Genomic DNA, 21152 nt, shown 5'->3' with positions numbered 1-21152 from the left:
GTTCCGCCTCCGTTGCTTGCGATGCTGACACAGTGCAACCGTGGGAGAGGCGTTGCGTCAGGAGTGTTGCGTGCCGGAATTTTCTGATGAAGCGGAAGTGACCCGGGAGGCGAAGCGGAACAGCCGCGTCGAGCTGCTCGCCCGCCGTCGGTCGCTGCCCGCCGCGACGAGGGCAGCCGCCGCCGGGCGCGTGCAGGCCGAGCTGGTCGCTCTGGTACGCCGGCTGCGCCCACACCGGATGACGGCGTACGTGCCGGTCGGCTCCGAACCGGGCGGCGCCGACCTGCCCGAGGTGCTGCGGGAGGCGCTGTCGGCGGACGCGGAGTTGCTGCTGCCGGTGCTCCTCGCCGACCTGGATCTGGACTGGGCGGCCTATACCGGGCCGGCTGCCTTGATCGCGGCGGGTCGGGGTATCCGTGAACCGACAGGCGCCCGTCTCGGGGTGGCCGCCGTGGCGGAGGCGGAGCTGGTGGTCGTACCGGCTCTCGCTGTCGACCACCACGGTCGGCGGCTCGGGCGCGGCGGCGGCTCGTACGACCGGGCACTCGCCCGGGTGCCCGAGGCAGCCCTGACGGTGGTGCCCCTGCACGACGGTGAACTCGTCGAGGCGCTGCCGGTGGAGCCACATGACCGTCGAGTGCGCGCGGTCGTCACCCCCGCCGACGGGGTGCGTACGCTTGACGGCGGCCCGGGTGCGGCGCACGGTGTCGCGCCCCACACGTCCGCTGGACGAACCCGGGGCGAATGACGCACCATTGGCACTCGAATACGTCGAGTGCCAACTGGCTGAGCCCAGATCCGGAGGAGAACGTGCCCACGTACCAGTACGCCTGCACCACGTGCGGTCACCAGCTCGAGGCGGTGCAGTCCTTCTCTGACGAGCCGCTGACCGAGTGCCCGGCGTGTGAGGGGCGGCTGCGCAAGGTCTTCAACTCGGTAGGGATCGTCTTCAAGGGTTCGGGCTTCTACCGCACCGACTCGCGGGCGTCTGGCTCCGAGACGACGGCCGGCGGCACGGCCAGCAAGCCGGCCAAGTCCGAGTCGTCCTCCGGTGACAGCTCGTCCTCCTCGTCCTCGTCCGGGTCGTCCTCGTCGTCTTCGGGGTCGTCCTCGACGTCCGGGTCGTCCTCGGGCTCGTCGTCCTCCTCGGGGTCGTCCTCGGGTGGATCGGGCGGCGGCAAGACGGCGGCGGCAAGCTCCGCCTCCTGATCGTCAGAGGCCCGACCCCACCCGGGTCGGGCCCAGCCCCCACCCGGGTCGGGCCCAGCCCCCACCCGGGTCGGACCCAGCCCCCACCCGGGTCGGACCCTCGCCCGGGTCGGGCCCAGCCCTCACCCGGGTCGGACCCTCGCCCCCACCAGCCGGGGCATCCGACGTCACGGGTCAGGCCTCGACCCCACGGGGTGAGGCCCCGACCCCACGGGTCACGCCTCGATCCCACGGGTGAGGCCCCGACCTCACGGGTCAGGCCCCGACCTCCACGGGTGAGGCCCCGACCCCACGGGTCAGGCCCCGATCCCCACGAGTCAGGCCCGACGCCACGCGTCGGGTCTCGATCAACTCGGGTTTCAGGAAGTCGGCCCATCCCGGTCGCCTCGATAGGCCGATTTCCTTGAAGGCGAGTCGATCAAGGCCGGTGCCATAGCAAATCGACCCGACGGATGGGCGTTTTCCACAGGCCGGGCGGTTGTCCACAGGCGTCGGCGGTGGGTCGGCCGAGGGGGACGGGAACTGCCTAGCCTGCCGTCCATGGGTGCCGCTGCGGCGCTCGGGGACGGAGGCAGCAGAGGCGATGGTCGATCCGAACTCGGCGCGGGCGTTGCGCCCGCTGCGCCAGCTCGCTCTGCCCCGCTGGCGCACCCTGCTCCGAGCCGGTCTGGTCGCCGCGCTGCTCGCCCTGGCTGCCGCAGTCCTACAGACCCCGGCCGGGTGCCCGCCGACAGTCGTGCCCGCCGACGCACCATCAGTGGCGGACGACCCGCCCCGGCAAGTGCCCTCCAACACGCCTTCCGTGGCGGACGACCCACCCCGGCAGGTCGACGAGGGCCGCTCGGCCACGTCCGGCGGGGCAATCCCTCCCGACACCACCGGCACTGCCGGACCGACCTCGTGAGGGTCCGGCCGAGCCGCCGGGGTCAGTCCCAGTGCGGGGGGCGTTCGGCGAGCAGCCAGTCGTCGTTGCCGCCCGACCGCTCGCCCCAACCACGGTCGGTGTCGTCGGAGGTCTGCTCGGGCAGCACCACGAAGTCTTCGCTCAGGTCGACGGCGCGGTCGTCGTCTCCGCGTGCGCCGTGCGTGCCGGGGTCCTCGGTGCTCACGAGCGGCAAGACTAGCGCAGCTCACGCCAACGGACCGGGCCGCGGACCTCGACCACGCCGACCAGAAAGAACCAGACCGACGAGCTCTCCGCCGATCAGAGACGACCGGACCGCGAGCCACGCCGCCCAGAAACAACCGGACCGCCCAGCCACGCCGCCCAGAAACAACCGGACCGCCGAGCGTAGGCGCGCCGGCCAGAAACGACCGGGCCGCCGGTGGCGTTGGTAGCGTCGGACGGCGTGACGACCCCCAGCGGTGGCAGCATTCCGGACGACTACTGGCGACGGCCCGACACCGGCGACGACGCGGTGGCGGACCAACCTCCCGCCGCATCCGCTACCACACCACCGCCCGGGTCCATGATCCAACCGCCGACCGGGCCCACCAACCCACCCGCGAGTGGGCCCGCCGGCCCATCATCGACGGGACGCACTCCCGGCGGGCACGCCGGCGCACCACCGGTCGGGCAGACCGGCCCCACGTTGCCGGACAGCACTCCCAGCGGGCCTGCCGGACCACCACCAGCCGGGCACGCCGACCCACCCGCTGGACACACCGGCCCACCACCGGCCGGGCACGCTCCCGGTGGGTACTCCGGCCCGCCGCCGAGCGTGCCGCCGCCGGCGGGTTGGCGTCCACCCGTGCACCTGCAACCGGCGCCGCCGCGGCAGCTGCCGCCTCAGGACATGGCCGACCTGGACGCGGCCGAGCAGCGCTCGCAGCGGGTCACCTACGGCTTCGGCGCGGCGGCCGGGGTGGTGCTGCTGGTTCTGCTCTGCATGCTCTGCTCACGGGTCATTTTCTGATCCGCGCCCCTCTGATCCGCGCCCCTCGGTCCGGGCTCAGAGGGTGGTGCCCCACACCGTCTCAGCGCCGGAGTGGCCGGTCAGGTAGACGTAGACCAGGGCGGCGATGGCAAGGGCCACGGCCGCTACCGCCAGTACCGGAGTGACCAGCGCGGGCAGTTGCGGCACCCGGGGATGCCCGCTTGTCGCCACGAGCAGCAGGATGGCCACGATCCCGAGCGGCAGCACGATGCGGAACAGGATGTCGCCGTAGCGGGAGTGCTCGAAGATCTGGTCGAGGATCGGTCCCTGGAAGCCGCGGGCCACCAGCGCGTCGGTGAGCGCCTCACCCGACCTGACCGCGACGTAGGCGGTCACCGGCGCGGCCACGGCGAGGAGGCCCAGGGCCCAGTCCAGCCGGCTGCGCCACCGCGGTAGCCCCACGTACGCGACGGCGAGCACCGCCAGCAGCGGCACGAACACGACGACCGCGTGGACCACCAGGACGTGTACCGGTAGACCCAGGATCTCCTCGAACATCGAACCCTCCAGGTGGATCATGGTCAGGGGTGGTCAGCCTATGGTCCGCCGATCGGCCCCCGGCTCTCGATCGGACACACGCGCGCCGGGTCGATCGGGTTCATCCTTCGGGCCGTACTTCCGATCTTGCCTGGCTGTGTCGGTGGCCACCCGCAGCATGCGACGGTTGTCGATGCAGGCCGGGCGTGCTGTCATTGGCGCATGTCCGGTACCGGGGAGCTGCTGCGGTCGCGGGGCCTGCGAGTGACGCGGCCACGCCTCGCGGTGCTCGACGTGCTGGCCGGCGGCGGCCACCTGGAGGTCGACGAGATCACCCGCCGGGTCCGCGAACGGCTCGACTCGGTCTCCACCCAGGCGGTCTACGACGTGCTGGGCGCGCTGTCCCGGGCCGGGTTGGCGCGCCGGATCGAACCGGCCGGCAGTCCCGCCCGCTACGAGGCGCGCGTGGGCGACAACCACCACCACGTGGTCTGCCGGGGCTGCGGTGAGATCGCCGACATCGACTGCGCGGTGGGCAGCGCCCCGTGCCTGGAGCCGAACATCGCGCACGGGTTCGAGGTGGACGAGGCTGAAGTGACCTTCTGGGGTCTCTGCCCGGACTGCCGGGCCCGCCGCTCCGCCGACGTCTGATCCGTGGTCCCGGCGCGGCACCGACGGCACGTACGCGGCGGGGCCGATCGGAGCGTGGCAGTCTTGAGCGGTGGACACCGATGACCTCGGCCTCTTCGGTCCGGGTTCGGTCACGTGGAAGGTGCACGAGGAGCCGATCCTGATCGTCGCCGGCCTACGCTCGCTCTACCTGCAGGCGTTGCACCCACTGGCCATGGCCGGGGTCGCACAGAACAGCAACTACCGCACCGACGCGTGGGGTCGACTCGTCCGCACCGCCACCTACGTGGCGACCACCGTCTACGGCACCACCGCCGAGGCGCAGGCCGCCGGGGCCCGGTTGCGCCGCGTGCACGACCGGCTGCGGGCCACCGACCCGCGCACTGGCGAGGAGTTCCGGATCGACGACCCGGACCTGCTGCGCTGGGTCCACGTGACGGAGGTCGAGTCGTTCCTGAGCACGGCCCGGCGGGCCGGGCTGCCGCTGAGCGACGACGAGGTGGACGGCTACTACACCGAGCAGCGGCGCGCCGCCGCCCTGGTCGGTCTGGACCCGACCATCGTGCCGGGCACCGCCGCCGAGGTCGCTGACTACTACGAGGCGGTACGGCCACAATTGCGGATGACCCGGGAGGCCGCCGAGACGGCGGTGTTCCTCACCGCCCCGCCGCTGCCGTGGAAGGTCAGCCTGCCGGTCCGGTTGGGGCTCACGTTGGGCCCACCGCGCTGGGCGTACCTGGGCATCGCCGGCACGGCGTTCGCGCTGCTGCCGACGTGGGCACGCCGGATGTACGGGGGGCTCGGCCTACCGACCACAGCGCTGTCGGCGGACCTGACAGTGCGCGCGCTGCGGCTGGCGTTCGCCGCCGTCCCCCGCCGCTACCTGGAGGGGCCGTTGATGCAGGCAGCCAAGGAGCGGGCCGCGCGGCACGCCGCCGCCTCGCTGGCCGGCTGACCCGACCGCCGGAGATCAACCGTCGGCGGGCCGGTCCATGGCCGCCCACGGCTCCTTGCCCGGAACCTGCGCGCCCGCCGGGCAGTGCCGCCGGAAGTCGCACCAGCCACAGCGTGGGCTGGGCGTCACCGGGAACGCCTCGTCCGCGTCGGCGCCGTCGGCGACCGCCCGTTCGGCGGCCATGATGTCGCGGGCTGTCTCTTCCGCACGGGTCAGCTGTCGGGCCAGCGATTCGACGGTGTGGTCGTGGCCGGCGACCGTGCCGGTCGGTAGGTGGTGCAGCTCCACCCGACGGCACGGTCGGCGGAACACCCGCTCGGCGGCGTACGCGTAGAGCGCCAGCGCCTGCGAGCCCCGCGCGTCGTCCGTGTCCAGCCCGGTGCGACCGGTCTTGTAGTCGACGATGACCAGCTCCGGCCCTTCCGGCCCCGGCCGGGAGTCGATCCGGTCGGCGCGGCCGTTGAACGCCAGCACGGCGGTCTTGACCGCCACCACCCGTTCCACACCGAGCGGGTCGGAATCCGGTTCCAGCGTTTCGACGTACGCCTCCAGCCACCCCAACGCCCGCCGGTAGGCGGCCCGCTCCTGCTCGTCGTCGCGGTAGCCCTCGCGGACCCAGGTGCCCTTGAGCAGCGTGGCCAACGCCTCGGGTCGCCGCCGGTCGGCGGGCAACGCGTACCAGTTCTTCAAAGCGGTGTGCACGCTGGCACCCAGCGAGTTGTGCGCCCACGGCGGGCCCTTGGGTGGGGCGGGCCGGTCGACGTAGGAGTAGCGGTAGCGACGCGGGCAGTCCGCGTACGCGCCGAGTTTGCTCGGGGTGCAGACGAACAGCCGCTCCGGCATGCCCTCGAAGCCGAGCTGCTCGGCGTCGCCGGCCCGCTGCCGCGGGGCCCGGCCACCGGCCGCCGGCCGCCCTGCTGATGAGGATCGTCGCACGCCTGCGATCCTGCCATCAGCCCCCGACATCGCGCGCGTGCCGTCAGGTCATGTTCACGTACTGCGTCACGAAGGCTGCCACCGCGTCGGCGATGAGCTGCACGGCGATCGCGGCCAGCAGCAGACCGGCGATCCGGGTCAGCACCTCGATCCCGCCCGGCCGGAGGATCTTCACGATGCCGCCGGAGAAGCGCAGGACGATCCAGACGGCGACCATCACGGCGAGGATCGCGACGGCGATGGCGCTGAACTCCCCCAGCCCGTCGGCCTGCTGGACGAAGAGCATGGTGGCCACGATGGCGCCCGGGCCGGCCAGCAGCGGTGTGCCCAGCGGCACCAGCGCGATGTTGGAGGTGACCTGCTGGCTCGGGTCGTCGGCCTTGCCGGTCAGCAGTTCCAGGGCGACGAGCACCAGCAGCAGCCCACCGGCCGCCTGCAGGGCCGGCAGGTCCACGTGCAGGTAGTCGAGCAGGGTCTGCCCCGCCACCGCGAAGATCACGATGACGCCGAGCGCCAACGCGACCGCCTGCCAGGCGGCCCGGTTACGGTCACGGGCGGGCAGCGGGCCGGTCAGCGCCAGGAAGATCGGCATCATGCCCGGCGGGTCGGTGATCACCAGCAGGGTCACGAAAACCTCGCCGAACAGCTTCAGATCCACGTGATCAAACTAGCCGGGCCGCGATGGGCGAAATACCCGGATCAGCCCGAAGCGACCTCGGTCACCCCGTCGGCGACGATCCGCTCGTACGCCTCGACGCCGGTGCTGAACGCGCCGAGCTGAACGGTCTTGTGGGTGCCATGAAAATCCGAAGAACCGGTGACGAACAGCCCCAACTCGGCGGCGAGCGCCCGCACGTGTTCGCGCTCCGCCGGGCTGTGGTCCTCGTGGTCGGCCTCGAGCCCGGCGAGCCCGGCGGCAGCCAGTTCGGCAATCAACTCGTCGGGCACCACCCGGCCACGTCGGGTGGCGCGCGGGTGGGCGAAGACCGGCACCCCTCCGGCCGCCCGGACCAGTCGGACGCCCCGGAACACGTCGATGTCCTCCTTGGGCAGCCGGTACCGCTCGCCCAGCCAGTTCGGGCCGAACGCCTCCCGGACGCTGCCGACCAGGCCGGCGCGGATGAGCGCCTGCGCGAGGTGCGGACGCCCCACCGTGCCGCCACCCGCGCCGGCCAGGATGTCCGGCCAGCTCACGTCGATGCCGTCGGCCTGCAACAGGGCGACCATCAGTTCGCCGCGCTCTTCCCGGGCGGCCCGGACCCGGGCCAGCTCGGCCACCAGCTCCGGGTGCTCAGGATCGAACAGGTACGCGAGCAGGTGCAGCGGCACCGCCGGCTGCGCGCCGGACCAGCGACACGACAACTCCGCGCCCCGAACGAGACGCAGCCCCGGCGGCAGTGCGTCCACGGCCGGCGCCCAGCCGGCGGTGGTGTCGTGGTCGGTGATCGCCAGCACGTCCAGCCCGGCGTCGAAGGCCGCGCCGACCAGCTCGGCCGGGGTCAGCGTGCCGTCGCTGGCCGTCGAGTGGGCGTGCAGGTCGATCCGGGGGGCGGAGCCGGTACGCGAGGTCACCGCCCGACGCTACCGAGGAAACAGCGAGCCTGGCTCACATGGGTAGCCCTCGGGGTCAGAAGCCCTTCACCAGGATCGGCTGGTCACCGGTTGACACGCCGGGCACTGCGGCGGGGCCGGCGGGCTTTCCCGCCCGCACCTGGCCGACGTCGAGTTGGACCAGCTGACCGGCACCGTCGAGGTAGGAGGCGTTGGTCCCGTCGATCCAGATGACCACCCCGGTCATCGGCGGCCCGGCCGCCACTGCGGTCGCCGCCGGCCCGAGCCGATGCAGGTCGACCAGCAGGGACCGGTCGGCCCCGCCGACCCGTCCGTTCACCAGCAGCCACCGCCCGTCCGGCGAGACGCCGCCGACGCCGTCCTGACTCAGGTCGGGACCGCAGCCGGTGCGTACCTGTTCCAGGTGCGGTGTCGGGGCGAGCACGGCGAGGCAGGTCCGGCTGGGTTCGGTCGTGGCGACCTGGCCGACGAGCCGCCCGTCGGGTAGCTGCCCGTAGACGTTGAGGCTCTGCCGGTCGCGGGAGTCGGGCAGCGGCCCCGCACCGGGCCGCCAGAGGATGTGCCCGGCGCCGGTCGGGTCGAGGCGGACCAGCACGCTGTCGGCGACGAATCGGACGGGCTCGGCCCCCGCTGGTACGGGGGTACGCACCGCCCCGATGAGTTGGGTGCCGACCACGCCCGCCACGAGCAGGTCGCCTCCGTCGCGCCAGGCGACCTGGAGGCTGTCCGGGGCCAGCACGATCCCGCCCGCTCCGGCCAGTAGCACCTGCACCAGGCCGTCGTCCTGCACCACCCACAGGGAGCGTCCCGCGGTGGTCGGCGCGCCGACCACCAGCCAACCGTTGCCGCTGGGCAGTGGCTGGGCGCGTTCGGCCAACCCGACGTCGGGCAGTACGAGTCGCCGCCCGGCGGCGCTGACCAGTGTCTCGCCGACGGGCGGAGCGGCCGACGTCTCGGGCGAGGGGGCGGAGCCGGGGATGCTGACCTTCGGGAGCGGTCGGTTGGTCGGGCCCGGGTCACCGATCACCACGATGGGTGCGCCGTCCCGGCTGGTCTCGGCGCCGAGCTGGGCGATGCCGGCGCTGAGCAGCACGGTGGTGACCGCGGCGAGGGCGACGCCGGCTGCGGCGCGTCGACGCCGGATCCGGTTCGCGCGGCGGATGGCCTTGCCCGCCGGATCGACGCTCAGTGGGCGGGTACGCGCGACCTGGTGCGAGAGGGTCTCCCGCACCGCACCTTCCAGCTCGTCAGGCCGCACCTGGTATGAACGCGGCGGGACGTCCGTCAGGTTGTCGGGCCGGCCGGGGAGTTCAATCACTGCTGCTCCCCGGAGCCGGTGCCGACGGGCACGGCCGCCGGGGCGGTGGGCAGCACGACCTGCGGGGTGATCGAACGGGGCACGGCGGGGCGCGGAGCGGCCGGGCGGGGTGCGGGTCGGCCGACCGACCGCCCCGGCCTGGCTGCGGCGGTGGCATCGGTGACCGAGGGCTGCCCGGTCCGGGTGCCCGGGCCCGTCGTCCGGCCCGCGGCACCTGTCTCTCCCGATCGACTCCCGGCAGCAGGAGATGAGCCGGCGGCAGCAGACCGGCCGGCGAAGCCGGCGGCGGCGAGTTCTGGTGCGTCCGCGCCCAGTCGTCGCCGCAGCGTGGCCAGCGCCCGGGACGTCTGGCTCTTCACCGTGCCCGGTGAGATGTCGAGCAGCGCGGCGGTCTGCGCCTCCGTCATGTCCTCGTAGTAGCGCAGCACCAGCACCGCCCGCTGCCGGTTGGGTAGCTGCCGGAGATGCCGCCAGAGCAGGTCACGGTCAAGTTGCTGCTCGATCTCGTCGACACCGGCGCGCTCGGGTAGCACCTCGGTCGGGCGTTCGCCGTGCCAGCGCCGCCGCCACCAACTGGTCGAGGTGTTGACCATCACACGTCGGGCGTACGGCTCGACGGCCTCGATCCCGCCGAGCCGCTTCCACGCCAGGTAGGTCTTGGTCAGCGCCGTCTGGAGCAGGTCTTCGGCGGTGGCCCAGTCTCCGGTGAGCAGGTAGGCGGTGCGTAGGAGCGCGGCGGAGCGGGCCGCGACGAACTCGCGGAACTGCTCCTCCAACGAGTCCTTGCTCGCCACCGCTCACCTCCACACCCCTGCTGTCCTGGCAGAGTGCCACGTCAGAGGCGCTTCGGTCCATGACGAAAGGTGCGCACTTGCTCCGATGTTCGGTCAGAAACCTTCACGCACCGTCGTCAGCCTTGGCCTCGTCGGCTTCCTTGCCGAGCCGCGCCTCGACCGCCTGCGGCTCGTACATCTCCTCGACGACGCGCAGGTAGAGCTCGTTCGGGTTGGGTAGGTTCTTGATCTCGCGGAGCGCCTGCTCCTGACCGGCGGACTCCAGCACGAAGGTGCCGTAGTTGAGCGCCCGGCCGGTCGGGGTCTGCTCGTACTTCATGTCGGTGACCCGGACCAGCGGCATCATCGCCACCTTGCGGGTGACGATGCCATTGACCACCATGACCCGCTTGTTGGTCAGGATGAACCGGTCATACCACCAGTCCGCGACCTTCCACGCCACCCACCCCATCACCGCGAACCAGAGCAGCACGGCGATGGTGGTCAGCGCGCCGACATCCTGGCCGGCGAGGAAGCCGGAGAGGTAGCCGAGCACGAAGGTCGCTGCGATGCCGATCAACAGCGGGTTGGTGAGGTGGATCCAGTGCCGCTTCCACTCGCCCCGGTAGCGCTCGGTGGGGAAGAGGTAGCGCGCCACCAACGAGCTGGGCTCGTCTTCCAGTGGCAGCACCCGCCGGGGGGTCGAGCCGGTCGCGTCGGCGCGCAACCCGGCCAGCTCGTCCTCGGAGATCTGCGGCGGCTGGTAACCGGCCTCCGGATCCCGGACCCATCCCCGACCGGAACGACCCTGACCGGCATAGCCGGGCCCGTCGCCGTAGCCGACGTCGTCCGAAAGGGACGGACCGTCGGACAGGCCGGGACCGGCCCCGTAATCCGGGCCGTCATCTGGCCCGACCCGGGGGATCGGCTCGGTGTCGCGCTCGCGGCGCTCCCGGTCGGGGTCGTCCGGGTCGAAGGGTGGACCGGAGGGGCTGCCCATCGGCGGCTAGGCGACGAGGCTGGTGAAGAAGTCGCCAAAGCCCTGGGCGATGTCCATGATCCCGCCGCCGAGCGACTTGAACACGTCCGCCGCAGAGTTTGGCCGGTAGGCGACGAAGAAGATCAAGAATGCGATTCCGGCCCAGGTGAGGACCTTCTTGACCATGGCGGGCCATCCTCTCGCGCGGCGCCGGGTCCCATTACCGCAGCGGCACCCAGAGTATCAGTGTGGTGTCGTACAGTGAATATCTGCGTCCGTTCTCCGTCAATCCGGGAGAGTTGTCAAGCTCTCCCGGGTAGATACGGGGACGGTGCGCCGTACACGAGCTCGGGCGGAGTCCACTCGGTCAGGTCGTGCAGCACGACATCTTCCGCGAGCAGGTGACCCGCACTCGCCGGCCAGGCTATCGCATGGAGCCACATTCCCCGAGCCTCGCCGGCGTACGCGCTTCGATCCGTTGGTGAATTCACCAACCACAGTGGAGTCGGGTGCCCGCCGACCTTGATCTTCGCCTGTCCGACGTGGTCAGGATGACCCGACCCGGGGTCGGTCAGCGCGTCGACCAACTCCGGCCCCGGATCCGGGCCGGCCAGACCGGCGAGCCGGGTGCCCAGGCCCACACCGGGTTCCTCGGCCACGAAGACCAGATCGGCCGGACCACCGCCGAGTGGCGCCGGGCCCGCGCAGGCCAACGCCGTCGCCCGCACTCCCGTCCGGTCGTCCCCGGCGTACGCCACACCGGTGAGTGTCCACCCGGGCGGCAGCGGCCACGGGCACCACAACGGCGTCACCGGCGGGTCGGCGGTCGCGGCGATCCGTTCCACCACGCTCGCCACGATCTCCGCTCCGATGTGCTCGGGCACGTGCAACGGCGGCACCGGGCCGCAGTGCACACACCTTGAGTCGGTGTTCATCAGATCCGGCGCCCGTACCGGGCCTCCGCATCTCGGACAACTCACCGCGACACTCACATCCCCACCGTCTCCCCCGACCGGCGGCACGTCAAGCCCGAACGTCCGATTCGGCACCGTACGTGGGTCAGTCCGGCGGCGTGCCGGCGTGCGCACGGATCCAGGCGTGCATCGCGATTCCGCTGGCCACGCCGGCGTTGATCGACCTCGTCGAGCCGTACTGGGCGATGGAGTAGAGCTGGTCGCACGCCGCGCGGGCCGGCGCGGAGAGGCCGGGCCCCTCCTGGCCGAACAGCAGCACGCAGTCCCGTGGCAGGGTGCCGGTCTCCAGCGGACGCGATCCGGGCAGGTTGTCGATGCCGAACACCGGCAGGTGCCGCCCGGCCGCCCAGGCGACGAACTCCTCGATCGTCTCGTGATGCCGTACGTGCTGGTACCGATCGGTCACCATCGCGCCGCGCCGGTTCCACCGTCGTCGTCCGACGATGTGCACCTCGGCGGCGTTGAACGCGTTGGCGTTGCGCACCACCGTGCCGATGTTGAAATCGTGCTGCCAGTTCTCGATCGCGACGTGGAAGCCGTGCCGGTGCCGGTCCAGGTCGGCGACGATCGCCTCGTGCCGCCAGTAGCGGTAGCGGTCGACGACATTGCGCCGGTCCCCCTCAGCCAGTAGCTGCGGGTCGTAACGGGGGTCGTCCGGTGGGTCACCCGGCCAGGGGCCCACGCCCACCTCAAGCTGGTCGTCGGTCACGGTCATCAGAGGGTACGGACCGCGTCGGCGCCGGCCGCGACGACCTGCCGGTCAGCCCAGGTCGAGGGCGGCACCGAGCCGGTCCAGGAAGCGCCGGTCCGCCGGGCTGGCCGGTGGGTCCACCCGAGGCCCGCCGGCGCCGGGCACCGCGCGACAGACCCGGGCCGCGACCGACTGCACCCACTGGCGGTACGCGGCCGAGTCGGCCGGATCGGCCCGCCGGCGGAGGACCCGGCTCGCCGCCCGGCAGGCGGCCAGCAGGTCCACCAGGTCGGTCAGCCGCTCGGCGGGTTGCGGGGTGCCGTCATGGCGGGCGTAGATCGCGGCGACCACCGCGCGGACCAGATCACTGTCGGAGGCCCGGCCGGCGGCCACGGCGTCCAGGCCGGCCAGGCCCGCCGTGACCCCACGCTCGATCCGGCCGGGACCGGGCGCCGCGGCGGCCACGAGAACCCGGCCGGGCAGGCTGGTGAGCAGATTCCACTCGGCGGCGGAGTAGACAGCGGTGGTCAAGGGCGTGGCTCGGCGGCCGGCAGAGGACGGCTCTCCCGCTACGGAGTGGCTCATCGGAACCTCCGGCGTCAGCATAAGCCCCGAGACGGGCACCGGGCCCCTTCCCCAGCAGACCCGCGGCCAGGGAGGGAGCCCGGTGTCCGGCGACGGTCGAGCCCGCCGCGACGGTCAGCGCGGCTCGGGGAAGCTGGGCCGCTCGGGGTCCACGCCGTCGGGCACCGCAGCGGTCGCGTACTCCCGCTTCGGGACCATGACCTTGCGCCGGAAGACGCAGACCATCGTGCCGTCCTGGTTGTAGCCGCGCGTCTCCACGGACACCACGCCCCGGTCGGGTTTCGAGCCGGACTCCCGCTTGTCCAGCACCGTGGTCTCGCCGTAGATGGTGTCGCCGTGGAAGGTCGGCGCGACATGTCGTAGCGACTCGACCTCCAGGTTGGCGATCGCCTTGCCACTCACGTCCGGCACCGACATGCCGAGCAGCAGCGAGTAGATGTAGTTGCCGACCACCACGTTGCGCTTGAACTGGCTGGCCGTCGCGGCGTAGTGGGCGTCCATGTGTAGCGGGTGGTGGTTCATGGTGAGCAGGCAGAAGAGGTGGTCGTCGTACTCGGTCACGGTCTTGCCCGGCCAGTGCCGGTAGACCGCGCCGACCTCGAACTCCTCGTAGTAGCGACCGAACTGCATGCTGGTCCCTTCGACGGGCGGCGATGGAGTTCGGCACAGCATGCCTTACCGATGGTTAAGGCGACCGGCGGGGCGCGGCGGCGGCGGAAATGTCACACCGGTCACACGCCCCGGGGGGAGACGCAATGAGCGGCGGGGCCCTCCCCGGCACCCGCCGCCCACGCTCTGATGTGAGGAATTCTGCCCTACGCCTGCGTAGGTTCAACAGAGATCGCGGTCACATTTATCTTTTTGTAACATTACTCTCCGTCACCAATCGGAGGTTGATCAGCGATCTCTGCAGGCCGGATACCTCCTTGTCAATGCCCAAGTTACCGATTCGTAGTGCTCAATCGGGTGGATCTCCCTGGAAACGCTCCCATTACCGCTGGTCACGCAAGTGCGTCGTGCACTTGCGATCCGCAGCTCGGGTGTGAACAGACGTACGTCGATGACCGCAGTGTCGCCCGGCAGCCCCGAGCACGTTTCGCGCCCCACCGCCCGGGAATTCGATACGGTCAGCCCTGGTTCTACGGGACGTAGACAAACCGCGGTGATCGGAGAGTGCAATGGCAACCGTTGAGCTGACCTCGGCGAACTTCGACGAGGTGACCGGCAACGACGGCATCGTCCTGGTCGACTTCTGGGCCGACTGGTGTGGTCCGTGCAAGCGGTTCGCCCCGGTCTACGAGCGCTCCTCGGAGAAGCACCAGAACATCGTCTTCGGGAAGGTCGACACCGAGGCTCAGCAGGAGCTGGGCGCCAAGTTCGACATCCGCTCGATCCCGACGATCATGGCGATCCGGGACGGCGTCATCGTCTTCGCCCAGCCGGGCGCCCTGCCCGAGTCCGCACTGGAGAACCTGATCGAGCAGGTCGAGGCGCTGGACATGGACGACGTCCGCAAGCAGCTGGCCGAGCACAACCACTGAGTCGTCCCGCTGACGACACGCGAGGCCGGGCCCGACACGGGCCCGGCCCTCGTCGTACCGCCACCCGCCCGCCCATGATCGCCTGCCTGGTCAGGCCGAACTGGCCGTCGGAGGGACCCGAAGCAGTCGGTACATCCCGTATCGTCACGACCCGATGGAGAACCTGACCACCCGCGGGCGCGTGACCCGGCTGGGCGTGACCGCACTGGGTCTCGTCCTGCTCGTCCTCGGCACCTTCTGGGGCAGCGACGACGACTTCCCGTTCGGCCCGTTCCGGATGTACTCCACCTCGAACCCGCCGAACGCACCCGCGCCCGACACCCGCGTCGAGGGGGTGAACGCCTCCGGGGCGGTGATCGACCTCGATCAGAACGCGACCGGCATCCGCCGCGCCGAGATCGAGGGTCAGCAGGCCCGATACGCCGCCGACCCGACGCTGCTCACCGAGGTCGCCGACGCGTACGCCGAACGCCACCCGGACGCCCCCGCGTTGGTGGAGGTCCGCATCGTCATCCGCTGGCACGGCATTCGCGCCGGCCGACCGACCGGCCAACACACCGATGAGACAGTCGTCCGCTGGCAGGCCGCCCGATGAGCCGCTGGTTGACCGAGGCGGTGCCCCGGGGCCGGGTGGCCGCGTTCCGCACACTGATCTACCTGTTCGTCGCCGCCGACCTGGTGATCTTCACCCCCTGGGTACGCACTCGGGTCAGCGTGCCCGGCGACCTGTACCAACCGCTCCTGATCGGCCGCCTGCTCCCACTGCCGACGCCGACCGAGACGCTGGTGACGGTGATCTTCTGGGCGTTGCTGCTGCTCGCCCTCCTCGCCGCCACCGGACGGGCGCCCCGACTGCTCGGCTGGGCGGTGTGCGCGCTGTACCTGGAGTGGATGATCATCGCGATGAGCTACGGCAAGGTCGACCACGACCGGTTCGGGCTGCTCGTCGCGCTGGCCGTGCTGCCCACCGCCGGCCGCGCCCGCCACGGCGACACCACCCGCACCGAGGCCGGCGGCTGGGCCCTGCGAGTCACCCAGATCGCGGTGATCTGCACGTACTTCCTGGCCGCCTTCGCCAAGCTGCGCTTCGGCGGTCTGGACTGGCTGACCGGCTCGGTCCTGGCCCGCGCGATCATCCGGCGCGGCACCGACCTGGCGGACCTGATCGCCCAGGTGCCGTACCTGCTCATCGTCGCCCAGTTCGGCATCGTGGCGTTCGAGCTGCTGAGCCCGGTGGTCTTCCTGTTGCCACCCCGGTGGCGGCTCGCCATGGTCGGCTTCTTCTACTCGTTCCACGCGGTCACCATCGCGACCATCACGATCTCGTTCGCACCGCACCTGGCCGCGATGACCAGCTTCCTACCGCTGGAACGGGTACGCCCGCTGGTCTGGGCCCGTCGGCTCGTCGGCCGCGACAGGTCCGGTTCGGCGCCGACGGACGCCCCGGAGGCGAGCCCGGCGGACACCGACACCGGGCCGGTGCCACCCGACCGGGGTCCGGTGGGAGCCGGCGCGGAGCGGGCGTTCGACGATCAGGCTCCGGTGCTCGGGCGGCCGGCCGGGCCGTAGAGCCGCTCCCGCGCCTCCTGCGGCAGGGAACAAGCCGCAGTGCCGCCCGGCAGGCGGTGCCGGTTACGCGCCACCCAGCGGTACAACGGCCAGGCCGCGGCCCGTACGGGAGGGATCCGCAGGCCGGCACCGGCGACCCGCCAGAGCGGACCACTCGCGGCGAGGAGCTTCGCGATGGCGTCCGGGCCGGCGGCACGCGCGCCGTCCGCGCCGACCCACTGCACGGCCTCCTCGCACTCGGCCACGGTGAGGGCGAGCGCGTCCAGGTCGGCGAACTGCCACGGCACCACCCGGGCGGTGGTGGGGATGCGGCGCTCGATGAACTGCGCGCAGCTCGTGCAGAACGCGCAGTCCCCGTCGTAGACGAAGGTCGACGTCTCCATGGCGTCCATCCTCCCCTCTCCGACCGCCCGAACGCCCACCGGTGTACGGCGGGTCACTTGCGCTCGCCTCGTACACATGTTCGAATAGTGTCCATGCGCTGGGACAACCTCACCGCTCCCCCGGTCGAGGGAGACCCCGAGCGGGCAGCGCCAGCGACGCCACCCCTGCCGCTGGCGCTGCCCGGCGCCGTCGCCCGCACCTTCGACACCCCCGAGTTCGCCGGGATGACCTTCTACGAGGTGCAGGCCAAGTCCATCCTCAACCGGGTGCCCGGGCAGTCCCGCGTCCCGTTCGAGTGGACGATCAACCCGTACCGGGGCTGTTCCCATGCGTGCCGTTACTGTTTCGCGAGAAATACTCACACTTATCTCGACCTCGACGCCGGTGCTGACTTCGACCGGAAGGTGATCGTCAAGGTCAACGCCGGCGAGTTGGTCCGGCGGGAGCTGGCCGCGCCGAAATGGCGGGGCGCGCACGTGGCGATGGGCACCAACGTGGACTGCTACCAGCGGGCCGAGGGCCGCTACCGGCTGATGCCGCAGATCATCGCCGCCCTGCGGGACTTCGCCAACCCGTTCTCGATCCTCACCAAAGGCACGCTGATCCTGCGCGACCTGCCGCTGCTGCGCCAGGCCGCCGAGGTGACAACGGTGGGCATCTCGTTCTCGGTGGGGTTCGTCGACGAGCACCTCTGGCGCACCGTCGAGCCGGGCACACCGCACCCCCGCCGCCGGCTGGACGCCGTCCGGGCGCTCTCCGACGCGGGCTTCTCCGTGGGCGTGCTGATGGCCCCGATCCTGCCCGGCCTCAGCGACAGCGACGAGTCGATCGAAGCCACCGTGTCGGCGATCGCCGCCGCCGGTGCCACCAGCGTGACGGCCCTGCCCCTGCACCTGCGTCCCGGTGCCCGGGAGTGGTACGCGCACTGGCTCGCCCGCGAGCACCCGCACCTCGTGCCCCGCTACCGCGAGCTCTACCGAGCCGGCGCGTACGCCCCGCAGGCGTACCAGCGGGAGTTGACCGCGCGGGTGCGGATCGCCTCCCGCCGGCACGGGCTGCACCGCGGGGAGCGGGGCGACAACCGCAACCTGCCCGAACCGTCGCCACCGTCGGCAGCCGAGCAGCTGACACTGCTGTAGTCGGAGCTACAGTCGGCGGGTGCGTACCGCTCAGCAGATCCTCGCCGACTCCGCCGTGATCGCCGTCGTGGGCGCGTCCCGCGACCCGTTCAAGGCCGCCCACGGCGTGCCATTGCAGATGCAGCAGTACGGCTGGCGGATCATCCCGGTCAACCCGACTGTCGACGAACTGTTCGGGGAACGGGCCTACCCGACGTTGGCCGACATCCCGCACCCCGTCGACCTGGTGGACGTGTTCCGGCCGGCGGCCGACGCCGTGCAGGTGGTCCGGGACGCGGCGGCGATCGGCGCTCCGGCGGTCTGGCTTCAACTGGGCATCGTCTCGGCCGAGGCGCGGCGGATCGCCGAGGAGGCCGGCATGGACTACGTCGAAGACCGCTGTCTCATCGTCGAACGCGCCGCCGCAAACCTGACCCGCCTCCCCTAATCAGCTATCGCGGGAGGACCGGCTGATCGCCGCGTCCGCACGCGCGGACAAGCTCCGCAGAGAGCGTGATGCCGCTGGGACATATTGATGCCTCACAGTCATCACGCTCTCGACCGACGGTGCGGACACGGCCGGCCGGACAACGAGCAACCGATCAGCAGGCGCGGGTCAGAGCTTGTACTCCTTGAGGAGGCCTCGGCTGATGATGGTCTTCTGGATCTCCGAGGTGCCCTCGCCGATGAGCAGGAACGGGGCCTCCCGCATCAGCCGCTCGATCTCGTACTCCTTGGAGTAGCCGTAGCCGCCGTGGATGCGGAACGCCTCCTGGACGACCTCGGCGCAGTACTCCGAGGCGAGCAGCTTGGCCATCCCGGCCTCGACGTCGTTGCGCTGACCGGCGTCCTTGAGCCGGGCGGCGTTGACCATGAGAGCGTGCGCGGCCTCGATCTTCGTGCCCATCTCGGCAAGCTTGAACGCGATCGCCTGGTGCCTGGCGAGCGGCTGGCCGAAGGTCTTGCGCTGCTGGGCGTACTGCACTGCCAGCTCGAAGGCGCGGATGGAGATGCCGCAGGCGCGGGCGGCCACGTTGACCCGGCCCACCTCGATGCCGTCCATCATCTGGTAGAAACCACGGCCCACCCGGTCAGCGCCGCCGAGGATCGCGGAGTCGGGCACCGTCACCCCGTCGAGCACCATCTCGGTGGTCTCGACGCCCTTGTAACCCATCTTCTCGATCTTGCCGGGAATCGTCAGGCCGGGGGCGGTCTCCCCGAAGCCCGGCTCCTTCTCCAGCAGGAAGGTGCTCATGTTGCCGTACACCGACTCGGCGCCGGTGTCGGTCTTGACCAGGGTGGCCACCACCGAGGAGTACGCCCCGTTGGTGAGCCACATCTTCTGCCCGTTGAGCACGTAGCTGTCGCCGTCGCGAACGGCCCGGGACTTGATCGCCGAGACGTCGGAGCCGGTCTCGGGCTCGGACATGGAGAAAGCGCCGCGCACCTCGCCGGTGGCCATCTTCGGCAGGAGGCGGGCCTTCTGCTCGGCGGAACCGTGCTGGGAGATCAGGTACGCCACGATGAAGTGGGTGTTGACGATGCCGGAGATCGACATCCAGCCTCGGGACAGTTGCTCCACCACCAGCGCGTAGGTGAGCAGCGATTCGCCGAGCCCGCCGTACTCCTCGTCGATGGTGAGGCCGAAGAGCCCCATCTCGCGCATGCCGTCGAGAATGTCGGTGGGGTACTCGTCGGCGTGCTCCAGCCGCTGCGCGTGCGGGATGATCTCCTTGTCGGCGAAGTCCCGAACGGTCTCCAGGATCGACTGTTGCACATCGGTCAGGCCGGGCGTCTGGGCGAGTCGAGCCATCACAGCCTCCGGGGATCCGCGCACTACTCGTGGGTAACTGAACGCTGGGTCAGTATCGGTCTCCCGGGTCGACGAGGCCAAGGTGACCAGTCCACACAACCGCTGTGAAAAGGTTCACCGCTGCGGGTAGCGTCCGGCAAGAGGGACTTTTCCGGCACCGGCAGGAGGAGGACAGCTGTGAGCCACCCGCCGCCGTCGGGACCACCCGGCGACGAGCCGCCGCCGTCGCCGTACGAACCACCAGCCGACCAGTCGCCGTACGCGCCACCGCCGGCCGGCCAACAGCCGTACGCGACGCAGCCGGACCAACCGGCGTACGAGCTACCAGCGGAACGCTCACCGTACGGGCCACCCGGCGACCAGCCGTCGTACGGTGACCAGCGGCCGCAGCAGTCGGCGCACTGGAGCCAGCAGCCGCCGTACCCCCCGCAGGGCCCCTACGGTCAGTACGGCCCACCGCCGTCCGGGCCGGGGCGGCGCACCAATGTGCTGGCGATCCTGTCGCTGGTGTTCGCCTTCGTGTTCCCGCCGGCCGGCGCCGTCCTCGGCCACGTGGCCAAACGGCAGATCCGCACCAGCGGCGAGGACGGCGACCAGCTCGCCACCTGGGGGCTGATCCTGGGCTACGTCTTCACCGTGCTCACCGTGCTGGCCTGCTGTGGCTGGCTGGCGCTGGTGGCCTTCGCCAACAACGGCGACAGCGGCCGCTACTGACCGGCGCGCCGGTGCGGAGCGTGCCGGTCAGCGGAAACGGGCCTCGCGGACGCTGTTGCCACCGTCCACCACCAGCATCTGCCCGGTGATGTACGAGGCAGCCGGCGAGCAGAGGAAGCTGATCGCCGCGGCGACCTCGTCCGGCGTGCCCGGTCGCCCCACCGGCGTGCCCAGCCCCTGCTTGATCTCGGCCATGGTGGACGCCGCTGTGTAGATGGTGCCGGGCGCCACCGCGTTCACCGTCACGCCGTCGGCGATCATCTCCATGGCCAGGGCCCGGGTCAGCCCGACCACCCCGGCCTTCGCCGCGGCGTACGCGGCCTCGGTGGGCAGGGCGTTGACCGGGCCGGCAGTGGCCGCCAGGTTGACGATCCGACCCCAGCCCCGCTCGGCCATCCCCCCGATGAACGCCCTGCTGCACAGGAACGCGGTGGAGAGGTTGCGGTCGATCTCACCACGCCACTCGTCGTAGCTCAGCTGGGCCACCGGTCGCAGCACGCCCTGGCTGGCCCGGCTGGCCAGGCCGGCGTTGTTGACCAGCACCTCGACGTCGCCCAACTGCTCGGCGACCGCATCGGCCAGTGCGCCGACCTCGGACTCGTCGGTCAGGTCCGCGACGAAACCGGTCACGCCCAGCTCGGTCGCCCGCTCGTGGATGCGTCGGGTGGTCGAGACGATCGCCACCCGGGCACCGAGGTCGGCGAGTCGCCGGGCGGTCGCGTACCCGATGCCGTCCGGGCTGCCCGCCCCGGTGACCAGGGCGACCCGCCCGTCGAGACGCATGGTCACCGGGTCGGCGAGCGCGACCGGCTCGTCACTGCCGGAGCTGCCCGCCGGAGCGGCCGTCCGGGCCCGCCGGGCCGCGCCCGGACGGCTGACGTCCCGTCGGGGTCGACTGCCGGAGCGGTCCGCGGCGCGCGCGTCGAATGCCATGCCAGGGATCCTGCCCGTTACGACCGGCCCGAGCAACGCGGCAC

At 71.5% G+C, this 21152-nt stretch carries 28 protein-coding genes and 1 pseudogene; 12 read left to right on the top strand and 17 right to left on the bottom strand.

What is annotated here, in order from left to right; genetic code table 11:
• Nucleotides 1–70: 70 nt before the first annotated feature.
• Both QSK15_RS04345 and QSK15_RS04340 read left to right on the top strand, forming a co-directional pair.
• Nucleotides 71–748: a 5-formyltetrahydrofolate cyclo-ligase gene (locus QSK15_RS04345; protein ID WP_285792987.1), complete on the top strand. Its 678-nt coding sequence runs from the start codon at nucleotides 71–73 to the stop codon at nucleotides 746–748.
• Nucleotides 745–951: pseudogene (locus QSK15_RS04340) on the top strand (FmdB family zinc ribbon protein); the annotation flags it as partial. The gene QSK15_RS04345 and the pseudogene QSK15_RS04340, both read left to right, overlap by 4 nt.
• A 14-nt stretch (nucleotides 952–965) precedes the next feature.
• Here the strand turns inward: QSK15_RS04340 and QSK15_RS04335 are convergent.
• Entirely contained in the window at nucleotides 966–1274 is a 309-nt protein-coding gene (locus tag QSK15_RS04335) for a hypothetical protein (RefSeq protein ID WP_285794390.1), read from the bottom strand.
• 518 nt (nucleotides 1275–1792) lie between these two features.
• Between QSK15_RS04335 and QSK15_RS04330 the strand changes: the two genes are divergently transcribed.
• On the top strand, nucleotides 1793–2113 hold the full coding sequence (locus QSK15_RS04330; protein ID WP_285792986.1) for a hypothetical protein: 321 nt from the start codon (nucleotides 1793–1795) through the stop codon (nucleotides 2111–2113).
• A 22-nt stretch (nucleotides 2114–2135) separates the two neighbouring features.
• On the opposite strand, the gene QSK15_RS04325 is transcribed toward QSK15_RS04330, so the two are convergent.
• On the bottom strand, nucleotides 2136–2318 hold the full coding sequence (locus tag QSK15_RS04325) for a hypothetical protein (RefSeq protein WP_124863025.1): 183 nt from the start codon (nucleotides 2316–2318) through the stop codon (nucleotides 2136–2138).
• Nucleotides 2319–2558: 240 nt separating this feature from the next.
• Between QSK15_RS04325 and QSK15_RS04320 the strand changes: the two genes are divergently transcribed.
• Nucleotides 2559–3125 carry a hypothetical protein gene (locus QSK15_RS04320; protein WP_285792984.1) on the top strand — a complete coding sequence of 189 codons (567 nt, stop codon included), beginning with the start codon at nucleotides 2559–2561 and terminating at the stop codon, nucleotides 3123–3125.
• Nucleotides 3126–3161: 36 nt separating this feature from the next.
• Here the strand turns inward: QSK15_RS04320 and QSK15_RS04315 are convergent, their stop codons facing one another.
• Nucleotides 3162–3644: a DUF2231 domain-containing protein gene (locus QSK15_RS04315; RefSeq protein ID WP_285794328.1), complete on the bottom strand. Its 483-nt coding sequence runs from the start codon at nucleotides 3642–3644 to the stop codon at nucleotides 3162–3164.
• Nucleotides 3645–3845: 201 nt separating this feature from the next.
• Between QSK15_RS04315 and QSK15_RS04310 the strand changes: the two genes are divergently transcribed.
• Nucleotides 3846–4274, top strand: a complete 429-nt coding sequence (locus QSK15_RS04310; RefSeq protein ID WP_285792983.1) for a Fur family transcriptional regulator — start codon at nucleotides 3846–3848, stop codon at nucleotides 4272–4274.
• A 70-nt stretch (nucleotides 4275–4344) separates the two neighbouring features.
• On the top strand, nucleotides 4345–5208 hold the full coding sequence (locus QSK15_RS04305) for an oxygenase MpaB family protein (protein ID WP_285792982.1): 864 nt from the start codon (nucleotides 4345–4347) through the stop codon (nucleotides 5206–5208).
• Between the two features lie 15 nt (nucleotides 5209–5223).
• Here the strand turns inward: QSK15_RS04305 and QSK15_RS04300 are convergent, their stop codons facing one another.
• The 11 genes from QSK15_RS04300 to QSK15_RS04250 all read right to left on the bottom strand — a co-directional run bounded on the left by QSK15_RS04300 (nucleotide 5224) and on the right by QSK15_RS04250 (nucleotide 13666).
• Nucleotides 5224–6174, bottom strand: a complete 951-nt coding sequence (locus QSK15_RS04300; protein WP_377619884.1) for a RecB family exonuclease — start codon at nucleotides 6172–6174, stop codon at nucleotides 5224–5226.
• A 13-nt stretch (nucleotides 6175–6187) separates the two neighbouring features.
• Complete coding sequence (locus QSK15_RS04295) at nucleotides 6188–6802, bottom strand: MarC family protein (RefSeq protein ID WP_030329175.1); 615 nt, start codon at nucleotides 6800–6802, stop codon at nucleotides 6188–6190.
• A 41-nt stretch (nucleotides 6803–6843) separates the two neighbouring features.
• Entirely contained in the window at nucleotides 6844–7716 is an 873-nt protein-coding gene (locus QSK15_RS04290; protein WP_285792980.1) for a PHP domain-containing protein, read from the bottom strand.
• Between the two features lie 55 nt (nucleotides 7717–7771).
• Entirely contained in the window at nucleotides 7772–9034 is a 1263-nt protein-coding gene (locus QSK15_RS04285; RefSeq protein ID WP_285792979.1) for a hypothetical protein, read from the bottom strand.
• Nucleotides 9031–9828, bottom strand: a complete 798-nt coding sequence (locus QSK15_RS04280; protein WP_285792978.1) for a SigE family RNA polymerase sigma factor — start codon at nucleotides 9826–9828, stop codon at nucleotides 9031–9033. The genes QSK15_RS04285 and QSK15_RS04280 overlap by 4 nt, the downstream gene beginning before the upstream one ends.
• Nucleotides 9829–9931: 103 nt before the next feature.
• The gene (locus tag QSK15_RS04275) at nucleotides 9932–10807 is read right to left on the bottom strand and encodes a PH domain-containing protein (RefSeq protein ID WP_285792977.1); all 876 of its coding nucleotides are present in this window, start codon (nucleotides 10805–10807) and stop codon (nucleotides 9932–9934) included.
• 6 nt (nucleotides 10808–10813) lie between these two features.
• The gene (locus QSK15_RS04270; protein ID WP_007455302.1) at nucleotides 10814–10972 is read right to left on the bottom strand and encodes a hypothetical protein; all 159 of its coding nucleotides are present in this window, start codon (nucleotides 10970–10972) and stop codon (nucleotides 10814–10816) included.
• Nucleotides 10973–11088: 116 nt separating this feature from the next.
• Nucleotides 11089–11766, bottom strand: a complete 678-nt coding sequence (locus tag QSK15_RS04265; RefSeq protein WP_352232159.1) for a DUF6758 family protein — start codon at nucleotides 11764–11766, stop codon at nucleotides 11089–11091.
• Between the two features lie 79 nt (nucleotides 11767–11845).
• Nucleotides 11846–12469, bottom strand: a complete 624-nt coding sequence (locus QSK15_RS04260; RefSeq protein ID WP_030329184.1) for a TrmH family RNA methyltransferase — start codon at nucleotides 12467–12469, stop codon at nucleotides 11846–11848.
• A 51-nt stretch (nucleotides 12470–12520) separates the two neighbouring features.
• Nucleotides 12521–13057 (bottom strand): hypothetical protein, encoded by a 537-nt coding sequence (locus tag QSK15_RS04255; protein ID WP_285792975.1) that lies wholly within the window; start codon nucleotides 13055–13057, stop codon nucleotides 12521–12523.
• Between the two features lie 93 nt (nucleotides 13058–13150).
• Complete coding sequence (locus QSK15_RS04250) at nucleotides 13151–13666, bottom strand: MaoC family dehydratase (RefSeq protein WP_285792974.1); 516 nt, start codon at nucleotides 13664–13666, stop codon at nucleotides 13151–13153.
• Nucleotides 13667–14214: 548 nt separating this feature from the next.
• Here QSK15_RS04250 and trxA point away from each other — a divergent pair.
• From trxA to QSK15_RS04235, 3 genes are all read left to right on the top strand, one after another.
• The gene (gene trxA / locus QSK15_RS04245) at nucleotides 14215–14577 is read left to right on the top strand and encodes a thioredoxin (protein ID WP_030329190.1); all 363 of its coding nucleotides are present in this window, start codon (nucleotides 14215–14217) and stop codon (nucleotides 14575–14577) included.
• Nucleotides 14578–14731: 154 nt separating this feature from the next.
• Nucleotides 14732–15172 (top strand): hypothetical protein, encoded by a 441-nt coding sequence (locus tag QSK15_RS04240; RefSeq protein WP_285792973.1) that lies wholly within the window; start codon nucleotides 14732–14734, stop codon nucleotides 15170–15172.
• Nucleotides 15169–16146, top strand: a complete 978-nt coding sequence (locus QSK15_RS04235; protein ID WP_285792972.1) for an HTTM domain-containing protein — start codon at nucleotides 15169–15171, stop codon at nucleotides 16144–16146. The genes QSK15_RS04240 and QSK15_RS04235 overlap by 4 nt, the downstream gene beginning before the upstream one ends.
• On the opposite strand, the gene QSK15_RS04230 is transcribed toward QSK15_RS04235, so the two are convergent.
• Complete coding sequence (locus tag QSK15_RS04230) at nucleotides 16110–16529, bottom strand: thiol-disulfide oxidoreductase DCC family protein (protein WP_285792971.1); 420 nt, start codon at nucleotides 16527–16529, stop codon at nucleotides 16110–16112. The genes QSK15_RS04235 and QSK15_RS04230 overlap by 37 nt on opposite strands.
• Nucleotides 16530–16622: 93 nt before the next feature.
• Between QSK15_RS04230 and QSK15_RS04225 the strand changes: the two genes are divergently transcribed.
• Nucleotides 16623–17669 (top strand): Rv2578c family radical SAM protein, encoded by a 1047-nt coding sequence (locus QSK15_RS04225; protein ID WP_285794327.1) that lies wholly within the window; start codon nucleotides 16623–16625, stop codon nucleotides 17667–17669.
• Nucleotides 17670–17688: 19 nt separating this feature from the next.
• Nucleotides 17689–18096 carry a CoA-binding protein gene (locus tag QSK15_RS04220; RefSeq protein ID WP_285792970.1) on the top strand — a complete coding sequence of 136 codons (408 nt, stop codon included), beginning with the start codon at nucleotides 17689–17691 and terminating at the stop codon, nucleotides 18094–18096.
• Between the two features lie 168 nt (nucleotides 18097–18264).
• Here the strand turns inward: QSK15_RS04220 and QSK15_RS04215 are convergent, their stop codons facing one another.
• Nucleotides 18265–19461 carry an acyl-CoA dehydrogenase family protein gene (locus QSK15_RS04215; RefSeq protein ID WP_285792969.1) on the bottom strand — a complete coding sequence of 399 codons (1197 nt, stop codon included), beginning with the start codon at nucleotides 19459–19461 and terminating at the stop codon, nucleotides 18265–18267.
• A 177-nt stretch (nucleotides 19462–19638) separates the two neighbouring features.
• Here QSK15_RS04215 and QSK15_RS04210 point away from each other — a divergent pair, with 177 nt between their 5' ends.
• Nucleotides 19639–20175 carry a DUF4190 domain-containing protein gene (locus QSK15_RS04210; protein WP_285792968.1) on the top strand — a complete coding sequence of 179 codons (537 nt, stop codon included), beginning with the start codon at nucleotides 19639–19641 and terminating at the stop codon, nucleotides 20173–20175.
• Nucleotides 20176–20202: 27 nt separating this feature from the next.
• On the opposite strand, the gene QSK15_RS04205 is transcribed toward QSK15_RS04210, so the two are convergent.
• Nucleotides 20203–21108 carry an SDR family NAD(P)-dependent oxidoreductase gene (locus tag QSK15_RS04205; RefSeq protein WP_030329208.1) on the bottom strand — a complete coding sequence of 302 codons (906 nt, stop codon included), beginning with the start codon at nucleotides 21106–21108 and terminating at the stop codon, nucleotides 20203–20205.
• Nucleotides 21109–21152: the final 44 nt, after the last annotated feature.

The sequence above is a fragment of the Micromonospora sp. NBRC 107095 genome (assembly GCF_030269705.1).
In the GTDB taxonomy this organism is placed as follows: Bacteria; Actinomycetota; Actinomycetes; order Mycobacteriales; family Micromonosporaceae; genus Micromonospora; species Micromonospora parva.
This window is presented reverse-complemented; position numbering and strand designations above follow the sequence as displayed.